The sequence below is a fragment of the Thermosphaera sp. genome (assembly GCF_059755995.1).
In genome coordinates this window covers 1-11,430 of sequence record NZ_DBOUKL010000054.1, presented here as the reverse complement: position 1 = coordinate 11,430, position 11,430 = coordinate 1, and the positions used below count along the sequence as shown (strand labels likewise).

The window sequence follows — 11,430 nt, the reverse complement described above, 5'->3', positions numbered from 1 at the left end:
CTCAGCATGTGTATGAGCGGTTGAAACGATAACATCGGCTTTCTTCAAATAATTCACATCATCAGGGGTCAGCATGTATTCATGGGGATCAACTCCAGCTGGAATCAAACCTTTAACAGTATCGCCGGGACACGTGATTAGTGAAATATCTGGGACAAGGCTTGAAAACGTTGTGACAATGGTTAACCCCTGTGTTTCGCCATGGTACGAAGGTAGCCATATCAAGCCGATGATGAGGAATACTATTAAAGCCTTTCTCAACCCTACCACCGCATTGTGCATAAATAAATTTTAACCCTTTAAAATAATTTGTGCACAGGGATGGGCATGAAGATTTTGCTTGAAAATTTAACCATTATACGTGGGGCGAAAAAAATCGTAGAGAACTTTACAGCTGAATTCCAAGGCCCCGGTTTGATCCAAGTAATAGGCCCTAATGGCGCCGGCAAAACAACTCTTTTCCTCACGATCCTGGGTTTGCTAAAGCCGAGCAAAGGCAGAATCCTCATAGATAAAGACGATGTTACCGGTTCAACCCAGAAATTGAAGGGGATGGTCGCATATCTTCCACAGAGGTTTGAAATCCCTAGGAATCTCCCCCTAACGGTTTTCGAGTTCATGGAGTGTTGCATGAGGCTAAACAGTAAATGGCCCCGCGTATTTGGGAGAAAAGCCAGCTCCGAGAGGATAGCGGAGGCATTGAAGCTGGTCGGGCTGGAGGAGCAATTATGGGCTTCGAAGATTTCGAGGCTTTCAGGAGGCCAGTTTCAGCGATTAATGATAGCTCGCACATTAATGCTTGACACGCCAATCATAATCCTCGACGAGCCCCTTTCCAACATAGACCCGGAGGGAAGGAAAATGATGGCGGATCTTTTCGGTCGAATATCCAATGAAAAACTCATCATCTTAAGCTCACACGACCCCATGCTCCTCATGCCTTACACCTCCAAGATCCTAGTACTTGGCAATGGCCAGGCCTATTACGGAGCACCTCAAGACGTTGTCACTAAGGTTGTGCTGAATAAAATATATGGAGAATGCTTGATAGAGGTTAAAGATCACATTCACATTGCAGACTGGCACTGAAGGAATGGATGGGGCGTGTCTCCCATAATGCTTCGGCTCTTGGAAGGCGAAGTCCTTTTGTATAGAGGGTTGGGATGGGTTGTTAAAGGTTATCAGCACCCAGGAGACGCGATTGTAGCATATCCCAGATATGACCTGGTCAACAATGGAAAACTCTACCACCATGAAATAAAATGGCTCGCAGAATCGATGAGGTTTTGGGACTGCATTAAGCGGAATGCCCCGCTAATTCCCTTAGCCGAAGTCTTCAAGCCGGTAGCAAGGGTGAACCAGCAAGTAACTTACTTATTGTCAACCCTGTCGGAGCTGATCAGGAATAAAGGGGAGGAAGTAGAAGTGAGCGGTTCCTCGATACTTGGTTTTAGAAATCCTAGGGATGTGGACGTTATAGTCTACAATAGCACGGTTGAAACAGCATCGGTGCTAAGAGAACTCTTAAACAAAGGTGTGCTGAGGAGAGCGGGTGAATACATTATTGTCAATGAGTATTTAGAGAAGCATTCTTCTAGAATGCCGTTGGAGAACTATTTAAAGCTGAAGCGTAACACGTTCCTGCATTTTATTCTAGGAGGTGTCCACGTTAACGTTAAACTAGTATCGCTGTCAACAGGTTACAATTATTGTGTGGATAAGGTTGAAGAATATGCTTCTTACAATGGGTTTTTCAAGGTGTTGGAAAGAATAACCGCACCCCTTATACCTGCAAGATATCTTGCCAGGGTTGGTAACGAAATAATGGAGTTGGAGTCGTTAAGGGAGGTTTACTCGGAGCTTGAGCCAGGCGAATACTACGTGGCAGGGGGTGTTATCGAGGAGAGGAGAAGAGGCAGGGTCCTCGTTCCAGACCACGGTGTAGTAATTCCTCAATAAATCTCGATAGATTGAGATGTGATCATATAGTTTGAAGAGAAGAGGAGAGAAGAAAATAAAAATGGTTTATCGGGCTAACCCAGCCCTCTTTAACACGCCTCTCACAAAATCGGGTGTTGCTGGAATCCTGTTCAACAATCTATTGGCTTGCTTGCTTCCAATAGCGTGGGCTATGGCGTTCACTATTGAGGGAGCTATCGCAACTATTGAGGGTTCTCCTAATCCTTTGGCCCCGAAGGGCCCTCTTATGAAGCCTGCTTCGACAAAGTCCACGTTAATTCTCTCTGGAATATCAAGGCCTGTTGGAATATGGTATGTGGAGAACGAGGTGCTGTAAACGTGCCCGTTTTCTGAATGAACAGTGTCCTCCATGAGCGCGTAGCCCATTCCCTGGATGTATCCTCCAACGCCATGATGCTCGGCACCAGTCCTGTTGACAACCCGGCCAATGTCGTATACAACGGTCGCTTCCACGACCTTGGTCAACCCGGTTTCAATATCTACTTCCACATCGCTCACTACAGCTCCGAAAGTATAGGTGAAGTATGGCTGTCCGGTGCCCGTCTCCTCGTGCCATTCAGCCGGGGGTGCTCTGTAATATCCGAACTCCTGGATTGGTATCCCCTTCCAGAAGGTTTGCTCTATGAGCTCTTTCCAGGTTATATGGTGGTCCGGCTGATCCTTACAGTATACTTTGGGTGCCTCGATCACAACATCCTCAGGGCTTACACATCCCAGCATTTCAGCAGCAAGCTTGTTCAATCTCTGCCTAATCTTGTACGCCGCCACCAGGGTCGCGTTCCCGCCCATCGCGGTCGATCTCGAGGCCACAGTTGGACCTGCGTCCGGGGTCGCAGCAGTGTCTGGAGGCTCGATTTTGAAATAGCTTGGCGGAACGCCAAGTATCTCGGCTGCAATGTTGACTAGTCCTTGTAGAGAGCCTTGGCCCATGTCGGTTAAACCGGTTCTGAATATTATGCTTCCATCTCTCTGAATTATGAGCGATACGGTGGAGAAGTCAGCTCCCTCAGCCCCAATGCTGTTCCCATGATACATTAAAGCTATACCAATGCCTCTTCTCGCAGGGCCTTTAAGCGTGCTGTATAGTTTTCTCTTCTCACTCCACCCACTTATCTCTAGAGCTCTTTTGATAGCATCCTCTAAGCCTACCCCGTGATCTAACAGCTGGCCGTGAACCGTTCTATCACCGTTTCTCAAGATATTCTTAAGCCTGAACTCCACGGGATCCATTCCTAACTCCTCAGCAAGAAGATCCATCTGCCTCTCAACCGCGAACGTGACCTGCGGGTTGCCGAAGCCTCTGAACGCTCCAGCAGGGACTCGGTTGGTATAGACTACAGCCAGGTCGACGCGGGCGTTTCTAACCTTGTAGGGTCCAGTGCTGTGAACAACAGCTCTCCACCCTACGAAGGGCCCAAGACTCGCATATGCTCCAGTATCAAGCACTATGTCAGCGTCAACGGCTAGGAGGGTTCCATCCTTGCTTGCCGCATGCCTATACTTCGCCACCATTGGGTGGCGCTTCGTATGACCTATTATTGACTCCTCCCTTGTATGGAGAACTACTGCTGTCCTCTTCAATGCCAGGGCGGCTAGCGCGGCTTTAGCTGCGATCTCGTTTCCAACATCCTCCGCCCCTCCGAAACCGCCTCCTAGCGCAGGCGCTACAACCCTCACCATGTTGAACGGGAGTCCAAGAACGTTTGAAACAGCTTTTCTCGTGTCGAACGGACACTGCGTCTTCGCGTATATCGTCACGCTTCCATCAGGTTCAGGGATAGCTATTGCGGCCTCCGGCTCCAGGTAAGCGTGCTCCTGCATTGGGGTTCTATACTTGTTTTCCACAACGACGGACGCTTCCTTGAACGCTTTTTCAACGTCTCCAACCCTTATCTTGTACCTGGACAGGACGTCGCTACCTCTCTCATCATGTATTAGTACATGCTCCTTCTCGGTCAGCCCGTTTAAATCCATTACCTGCAACACATCCGTGTAAACCGGGAGAGGCTCGTAATCAACGTTTACTAGCTCGCCTGCATCTCTGGCGTTCTCGAGAGATTCCGCAACGATCAATGCTACTGTATCCCCGATGAATCTAACCTTCCTATCCGCTAGCAATGGCTGGTCTGGTAGCACATACCCCACGTCGTTAATCCCAGGAATATCCCTGGCTGTTATTACCTTTAGAACACCAGGGTATTTCAAAGCCTCACTGTAGTCTATCTTCTTTATCTTGGCGTGAGCGTACTTGGAGCGTACGCTGTGGACGAATACTGCGTTCTTGAACAAGTTTATCATGTCTGCCGTGAACAGCGGCTTACCCGTGATCTTTGAAATAGCGTCCCATCTCACCACGTGCTTGCCCAGGTATGTGAACTCCTTTGTCGGCTTGTCCTTTGTTTTCGTGAACATTTCTTCAACGATTTGGACGTAATCCGGCTTGCTCACATGCTTCACCTCCCTATAACTTTCATGTGGTACTTTTCACGCACTTGTTTCTCATCAAAGTATATTTTTCCCTCTTTGATGTACTTTGCCGCTAGCTTAGCGGCGGCGAAATAGTAGTGGTAGCTCCCACACCTGCACAATACGCTGCTCAACCATTCCTTAACCTGCTCCTGATGAGGTTCCGGATGGGTGTCTAGAAGAGCCTTGGTCATCATCATGAAGCCCGGGGTACAGAAGCCGCATTGAACACCCCTTGTCTCTAAGTACGCTAATTGAATAGCGTGAAGCTTGCCCTCGGGCGCCAGTCCCTCAAGAGTTAACACTTCGGCCCCGTCAAGCGTAGCGGTGAGTGTTAGGCATGAATGTCTCGGCAAACCGTTAACAAGCACGATGCACGTGCCGCATTCTCCTCTGCCGCAGCCTTCTTTAACGCTTGTGAGACCCAGCCTGTACCTGAGAGTGTCCACAAGCCTCTCATGGGCTGGGACTTCGAGAACATGCTCTTTACCGTTTACTTTCAGATTAACCTTGAAGCTCATGCTCAATTCAGATCACCCCTTTCTCAATCCGGGTTTTACACTTGAGGAGACCTCTCCTCAAAGCAACCTTCGACATGTCTAATCTATACTCTGCTGTCGTCCACCAATCAGTTATTCTCTCCATATACGTTGGTAAGACCTCTTCAGCCGCCTTCTCGATTAAATCCTCGGAGAACGTTTTACCGAGCAAGAAGCCTTCAACCTCGTGAGATCTTGCAGGAGCTCTCTTCCCCTTAACCATGTCAAAAGCTATTTTAACATCACGGATCTTTCCCTCCTCCAACGTGAGGAAGAAGGCGCCTGTTATGATTCCAGCTATTAGTAGTTCGCGCCTATCGAATTTAACAAAGCTACTGCTGGAGCCTTGTGGGGGAATAGCAAACTCTACTTCTTTCACCAGCTCGTCCGGCCGTAGGTCAGTAATCCTTTTATCAAGTATGAATTTTTCCAGAGGGATTGACCGCTCGCCCCTACTGCTTACTGCCTTGACGTTCGCATTGTAGGCGAGGAGAAGTGTTGCATAATCACTATACTGGGTTCCAGCAACCACGTTTCCCCCTATTGTGGCAGAGAATCTTATGGCGAGAGTGCCGAACTTCTTCCACGTGTCAACGAATCCTGCGAATCTAACGTCGCTGTGAAGGAAGGTTCTGCTTATCTCGTAGAGGGTTGTCGTAGCCCCTATCCTCACCTTACCATCTTCGATTTTCACATAGGAAAGATGTTTCTTCAGAGGTGAGAGGTCTAGCAGGTACTTCGGCGTTGGGATTTTCTTATCTCTTATCAGTACTAACAGCTCTGTGCCTCCAGCTAGAGGCTTGACATCTGGCGCGTTTTTAGAGAGGAATTCTAAGGCGTCTTCAAGGGTTTTCGGCCTATACAGTCCGAATATTAGAACTCACCTCTCGTTGAGAGAATGTTATACCCGGGTGGGTTAAAAAATCTTAAATATCATGATTCACTATACTCTTCAATCCTATACTTGCTGTTAGAAATCCTTTTATACATTAGTGCTAATATTCTTCCACAGAGGTTGTAACCATGAAAGTATGCAGGGACATGGTAGAATGTATTGGTGCAACACCAATAATAAGACTATCCAGGGTAGTGCCGGAGGGATTCCAGCCTGAGATATGGGCTAAGATGGAGTTCACCAACCCTACCGGCAGTGTAAAGGACAGGATGGCATACTATATGATTAAGAAAGCGATGGAGAAAGGCGAGTTGAAGCCTGGCATGACCCTTGTAGTTCCAACAACCGGGAACACCGGCATAGCCTTCTCAGCGCTTGGAAGCGTCCTCGGTTTCAAAGTGCTAATAGTGATCCCAGAAGAAATGAGTGCTGAAAGATTCATGCTCATGAGATTGTTCGGCGCAGACTTCTACTTCACTCCTGGAGGTGAGAGCGATGCTGATAAAGCATTGGAGATTGCTAAGAAGCTTGCCGCGGAAAACCCTGATAAATACTACTTCTTCGACCAATGGGGTGATGAGGCAAACGTTGAAGCACACTACGAGACAACGGGTAAGGAAATACTTGAGCAAATAGGCTGTCCCAAAGCCTTCGTAGCGGAGGTTGGGACAGGCGGGACGCTAATGGGTATTGCTAAAAGACTCAAAGAGGAGTGCAGAGACGTGATCGTGGCTGGTGCGGAGCCTGCTGAATGCCCAGTTGCAGCTGGATGGTTCAAGACGGGCAAGCCTGGCCCATGGGGCAGGCACGAGATCGAGGGTGTTGGCGACGGATTCATCCCGGATATTGTGATGAGATATAAGCATTTGCTAGACGACTTCGTAACGGTGTCAAGCGATGAGGCAATAAATATGGCAAGGCTTATTGCGAGAAGGCAGGGTCTTCCCGTAGGTATTAGTAGCGGAGCAAACGTTGTCGCAGCCATTAAGCTAGCCCAGGAGCACAAGCTTGGGAAGGGAGACAAGGTTGTAACTATATTGCCAGACTACGCTGCAAGATACTTCAGCACCAGGCTGTTCAAGAAGCAGAGGGAAATAGCTAGCAGGAAGCAAATCTTAGATGAACTAGATATTTAACCCTAGCCCTTCATCAAAATTTTTTCCTCCTTTTCTTTACTTCTCTCTACTTTCTTCTTTAAATTCATACAATGGTTTAAAAGTATATATTTATTATTAAGATATGCAGTGACACCGTATGAGGCTTGGGAACAAAGTTGACACGGATGTAAACAGGAAAGTGTACCTCGCGGAGACCGCTACGTACAATTTCGCCGTAAATATTTCAATAGGAATGAGCAATGCTCTACTGATCAGGCTTCTCTCATACGGTGTTTCAGAGCTTGGTTCACTCACATTCGTAAGGATACTCGCGTACGGGGTAAGCCAGGTTCCTGCTGCACTTCTCGTCGAGCACTACCGACATAGAAGAAAAATGCTGTGGAATTTGTTCGGAGCTATAAACAGGCTGGGACCAAGCCTCCTGATTTTCTCACTGATTCTCCCAAAAGAGTACTCTTTATCATTTGCTCTAACAATATCTTTTCTCTCACAGTTTGCGGGAGGGGTGGCCGGGGTTGCAGCCACAGACGTGTTAGCTGATATCATACCAGTCGAGGAATCTCCTTATTTCTTCTCTAAGGTTAACCAGTTGAACTATGTTTCAATAAGCCTGGCCTTTATAACCTCGTTCGCCACTTTCGCGCTAATACCTGATTACCTGGTTTCCTACCAGCTTCTTTACGCCATTTCTTTCACTGTGGGACTGGTCTCCACCCTGTTCCTGGTTAGGATTAAGGATCCGAAGGGATTTGTGAATCACGGGAGATCGATGACAAGGCTGTATGATGATTTAGAAGTGGTTAAATTCATCTTTACTGATAAGAGGCTGAGGAGATATCTCCTAGTAATATCGTTGTTTAATTTCTCGGTCAACATTCCAGCCCCGTTCTGGGACTATATCGTTATGGTCGTGATCGGAGGTAACGAGCTAATTGTTGTGTTGAAAAATGTGGTGAGTTTAGCGGTAAAATCAGTAGGCATGTTCTTCTGGAAAAGAGAGATTGTTAAGTTTGGCTTGAGAAAAGTAACAGTAGTCGGCATGGCCTCAACAGCTGTGGTTCCAATACTTTACAAGGATTTTGCCACCACTACAAGCCTCCTAGGTATTGAGGCTGTCAGCGGCTACGTATGGGCTCCCCTGGACCTCTCCATCTTTCTCTACAATGCTTACCTGCCTCCGAAGGAGGTTAGACCTGCCTACCTCTCACTCCTAGGCTTAACCATAAACTCTGTTTCCAGTTTAGCCTCCATGATGGGCACTATCATAGCGGTCTCAACAGGGGATGTGGGAAGCGTCCTGCTAGCCTCGAGTGTTTTAAGAGGTGTCACAGCATCCATCGCTTACGCCACGTTGCCTGAGGTTGAAGAGAAGAGTACTGGGGTGCGCAAGTAGTATAGTTATAAGAATTATTGTAGAATCAATAACATGGAGTGATAGATGGTAGCATGAGAATAGACCCCAGTCTTTGCATACTATGTAGGGGAAGAGGCTTCTGCGGCCTTTCCTACTGCCCAGTTTTATCCAGGACAAAAGCCCAGCTCAAGCTGAGGAAAGTTGAAGCCTCGAGGGTAATTGAAGGCTCCTCACCCCCTGCAGTCTTCATTGGCAGATATGGGTATCCATATGTCAGGGTTGGAGCTTCAACGCCGCCCTTGACAGGTGATACTTCACTCTACGATTACCCTGAGAAATGGATTAATCTCAAGATTGATGACGTGTTGGATTTCAGGTGGAGCTTGATAACAGGGTTCACCGTTAACCAGGTTAGAGCGGTAGACAACCCACTAGTAGAGAATATGAGATTGATGGTTATGAGCGCGAAGCCCGTTGACGTATATATCGAGGTTTCAAAGCCACCGAGGCCTGTGATCACTTTTGACGAGCACCTGCCTCCAATGGGTCCGAGATCACCGCTGGAAAAAGTCAAGTTGATCGGGAACCCCAGCATACCTGGGCCTGTAGAGAGCGCTGTTTCAGACCACGATCTCGAGGCTGAGAAAGCGGTGCTGAAACTATACTTCGACGGCATCCCCGTATCCCACATTCAGAAAATCTTCAGCATTGGAGCCCTTGGAGTTAGGGAGCAGAGAAAGCTTGTCCCCACAAGATGGAGTATCACAGCCGTAGATTACATCATCTCTAGAAATCTCCTGAAAAATGTTAAAAGATACGACGTGTTAAGCGAGATACAGGTATATGAGCACAGGATTCACGGAAACCTGTTTGTAGCGATACTATACCCTGAGAAATGGAGTTACGAATGGATGGAGGCCTGGTGGCCCGGGTCAACCTGGAACCCGTTGTCAACAAGCGTCGTTGTCGAGGGAGACTACGAGGATTATAAAGGCAGGGATACCTACCCCGGAATAGGCGGGTGCTACTACGCCAGCATGCTCGCAACCCTTGAACACTTGAACAGGGTTAGAAAGCAGGCGACGGCTATTTTGCTCAGGGAGATCTATCCTAGTTTCAACCTTCCAATCGGCGTCTGGTTTGTCAGGGAATCTGTGAGGACAATGTTCTCGAAACCGCCTGTTTTAAAGACAACGAACCTTGAAGAGGTGAGGAGCTATCTCGACGCGAACACTAGACTCGGCGCGCTGAAATGGTTTTCATCGTCTAAGCTTATTCGAAGAATTATCACGGGGAGGAAAATCACGGATTTCTTCAGAAAGGGATAGGGATTGTTTAAGACTTGTGAAATCATTAAGCAGAGAACAATGACAGCTTTATCGAGGAGCGGGTTGCCAGGTCTGGATTATGCTTTAAACCCTTACATAGGTTGCATGCACGCCTGCGTATACTGCTACGCTAGGCTTTACACACGTGATAAGAGAGTATCCGAGAACTGGGGGAGGATTGTTATCGTTAAGGAGAACCTGTTGGAAGTTTTAAACAGCGAGGTTAAAAGACTGAGGAGGGGCGTGGTTGGTGTTGGAACAATAACCGATGCCTACCAGCCTGTTGAAGCCGTGTATAAACTTACAAGGGAGGCTGTGAAAATCCTGCTGAAAAACGGGTTCAAGATTTCCATTCAAACCAAAAACCCACTTGTATTAAGAGATGTTGATGTTTTAAGCGCTGGTAAAGAACTCGTCGACATCGGCTTCACCATCACCTCCATCGAATGCGGTAGGTCGAGAACATTGGAGCCTAACGCGCCTTGTCCAGAAGCAAGAATAGAAGCCTTGAGAAAACTCAGCAGGTCTGGATTTAACACATGGATTTTCTACGGACCCATCATACCAGGGTTCAACGATGACGAAGATACCATAACACTCCTTGTAGACATCGCATCTGAAACAAAAAGTATCCTATACTACGACCCTCTTCACTTCAAGCCATTCATGAAGAGTCCAAGCCACCCATTGCACTCTCTCTACGCTTCAAGAGCGTTTCCGCAAAGAATTAGGAAAACAATCTATCATCTACGTCAAAAATGTTTAGAACGCGGCATTCAGTGCAGGGGAGGGTTCGACTAATCTCCTTCCAGCCCTGAAGGGGAAGTTATCAGTTGTAACTATTGCCAGCGAGTCTTCCACCAGTTCTTGGTAAAAGTCTTTTGGCTCTTCGCCGAGAACAATCTCCACTCTAACATCATGTTGCCTGAAGAAGAGGTCTAGGTATTCAAAGCCAAACCTCATTAATCTATCTTTATACGTAGCAACTATTACGTCGACCTGTTCATTCACTACGCAGTCGAGGAGCTTGAGCAGACCTTTACGGGTGGTATTGAGGCTGCCGACCGTGTCACTTAAAACATCGACTACTCTATATCCCTTGGAACTACAGTACTGTGTTGGATACTCAACCTGTCTCTCTAACAACTCTTCTGGTCGGAGGAGTTAGAGCGAGCATAGACAACTGCTTTATTTCCAACCGGAGCATGTAACCCCTGAGGACTCTTTCCAGCCTCGCCCTCAAGTATTCTGTAACCACCAGCAGTTCTAACAGCTCTAACCCAGAGGGAAAGAATAGCCTAACCGGTACCGAACCTTTCACAAACCTCCCCAGGCCTCAGCAACCTCTCTGAAACCTCTGCCGCTAATAACAATGAATGAGGAGGAGGCTCGTAAATCTAATAACCCGTAATAGAAGAAAAAACAGCCTTGTCAATTCAGTGACCAATCGTTTCCTGAAGGTCAATTGCTAAATCCTCTAGTGTGGATGAACCACCCTCTATTAGCCAATCGTCTTCTAGTGTTTACTCGTTGCTTCTAAAAACTGCGCGGCTCTCGAGTACGGAGACTCCAGAAAGAAGCCTTCGCCACACCTAGGACTCACGATGAGAATAGGCCTCTCTCTTTCCTCAGGCAGGGAATGCTCTTCTACAACGTAAATCGTTGTCTCATACATATAGCTGAATTCTTTCATTTCTCCTTCGAAGCCACAGTTAGGACATTTCAACCTCATGCTTAATCAATAATAGTT

At 47.4% G+C, this 11,430-nt stretch carries 13 protein-coding genes; 6 read left to right on the top strand and 7 right to left on the bottom strand.

Annotation, left to right across the window (positions count from 1 at the left end; genetic code table 11):
* On the bottom strand, nucleotides 1-261 hold a 261-nt coding region (locus AC3OH0_RS05580), incomplete at its 3' end, for a metal ABC transporter solute-binding protein, Zn/Mn family (protein ID WP_498345074.1).
* Between the two features lie 66 nt (nucleotides 262-327).
* Between AC3OH0_RS05580 and AC3OH0_RS05575 the strand changes: the two genes are divergently transcribed.
* The gene (locus tag AC3OH0_RS05575; RefSeq protein ID WP_498345073.1) at nucleotides 328-1,089 is read left to right on the top strand and encodes a metal ABC transporter ATP-binding protein; all 762 of its coding nucleotides are present in this window, start codon (nucleotides 328-330) and stop codon (nucleotides 1,087-1,089) included.
* Nucleotides 1,090-1,116: 27 nt separating this feature from the next.
* A complete protein-coding gene (locus tag AC3OH0_RS05570; RefSeq protein ID WP_498345072.1) occupies nucleotides 1,117-1,959 on the top strand; it encodes a hypothetical protein in 843 nt (280 codons plus the stop codon).
* A gap of 66 nt (nucleotides 1,960-2,025) precedes the next feature.
* Here the strand turns inward: AC3OH0_RS05570 and AC3OH0_RS05565 are convergent, their stop codons facing one another.
* From AC3OH0_RS05565 to AC3OH0_RS05555, 3 genes are read right to left on the bottom strand one after another with little or no spacing between them, the layout of a single operon-like run.
* Nucleotides 2,026-4,428 (bottom strand): xanthine dehydrogenase family protein molybdopterin-binding subunit, encoded by a 2,403-nt coding sequence (locus AC3OH0_RS05565; protein WP_498345071.1) that lies wholly within the window; start codon nucleotides 4,426-4,428, stop codon nucleotides 2,026-2,028.
* A 5-nt stretch (nucleotides 4,429-4,433) separates the two neighbouring features.
* On the bottom strand, nucleotides 4,434-4,967 hold the full coding sequence (locus AC3OH0_RS05560; protein WP_498345076.1) for a (2Fe-2S)-binding protein: 534 nt from the start codon (nucleotides 4,965-4,967) through the stop codon (nucleotides 4,434-4,436).
* Nucleotides 4,968-4,974: 7 nt separating this feature from the next.
* Nucleotides 4,975-5,850, bottom strand: coding sequence for an FAD binding domain-containing protein (locus tag AC3OH0_RS05555; RefSeq protein ID WP_498345075.1), 876 nt, complete (start codon nucleotides 5,848-5,850; stop codon nucleotides 4,975-4,977).
* A 158-nt stretch (nucleotides 5,851-6,008) separates the two neighbouring features.
* On the opposite strand from AC3OH0_RS05555, the gene AC3OH0_RS05550 reads away from it, so the two are divergent.
* From AC3OH0_RS05550 to AC3OH0_RS05535, 4 genes are all read left to right on the top strand, one after another.
* Complete coding sequence (locus tag AC3OH0_RS05550) at nucleotides 6,009-7,016, top strand: PLP-dependent cysteine synthase family protein (protein WP_193436033.1); 1,008 nt, start codon at nucleotides 6,009-6,011, stop codon at nucleotides 7,014-7,016.
* 118 nt (nucleotides 7,017-7,134) lie between these two features.
* Nucleotides 7,135-8,391 (top strand): MFS transporter, encoded by a 1,257-nt coding sequence (locus AC3OH0_RS05545; protein ID WP_498345070.1) that lies wholly within the window; start codon nucleotides 7,135-7,137, stop codon nucleotides 8,389-8,391.
* A 53-nt stretch (nucleotides 8,392-8,444) separates the two neighbouring features.
* Nucleotides 8,445-9,680 carry an Nre family DNA repair protein gene (locus tag AC3OH0_RS05540; RefSeq protein ID WP_498345069.1) on the top strand — a complete coding sequence of 412 codons (1,236 nt, stop codon included), beginning with the start codon at nucleotides 8,445-8,447 and terminating at the stop codon, nucleotides 9,678-9,680.
* 3 nt (nucleotides 9,681-9,683) lie between these two features.
* Nucleotides 9,684-10,481, top strand: coding sequence for an SPL family radical SAM protein (locus AC3OH0_RS05535; RefSeq protein WP_498345068.1), 798 nt, complete (start codon nucleotides 9,684-9,686; stop codon nucleotides 10,479-10,481).
* Here AC3OH0_RS05535 and AC3OH0_RS05530 read toward each other — a convergent pair.
* The 3 genes from AC3OH0_RS05530 to AC3OH0_RS05520 all read right to left on the bottom strand — a co-directional run bounded on the left by AC3OH0_RS05530 (nucleotide 10,443) and on the right by AC3OH0_RS05520 (nucleotide 11,412).
* Nucleotides 10,443-10,826 carry a recombinase family protein gene (locus AC3OH0_RS05530; RefSeq protein ID WP_193436030.1) on the bottom strand — a complete coding sequence of 128 codons (384 nt, stop codon included), beginning with the start codon at nucleotides 10,824-10,826 and terminating at the stop codon, nucleotides 10,443-10,445. The two genes, AC3OH0_RS05535 and AC3OH0_RS05530, sit on opposite strands and share 39 nt — an antisense overlap.
* Nucleotides 10,807-11,001, bottom strand: coding sequence for a hypothetical protein (locus AC3OH0_RS05525; protein WP_193436029.1), 195 nt, complete (start codon nucleotides 10,999-11,001; stop codon nucleotides 10,807-10,809). The genes AC3OH0_RS05530 and AC3OH0_RS05525 overlap by 20 nt, the downstream gene beginning before the upstream one ends.
* Nucleotides 11,002-11,196: 195 nt before the next feature.
* The gene (locus tag AC3OH0_RS05520) at nucleotides 11,197-11,412 is read right to left on the bottom strand and encodes a hypothetical protein (protein ID WP_498345067.1); all 216 of its coding nucleotides are present in this window, start codon (nucleotides 11,410-11,412) and stop codon (nucleotides 11,197-11,199) included.
* Nucleotides 11,413-11,430: the final 18 nt, after the last annotated feature.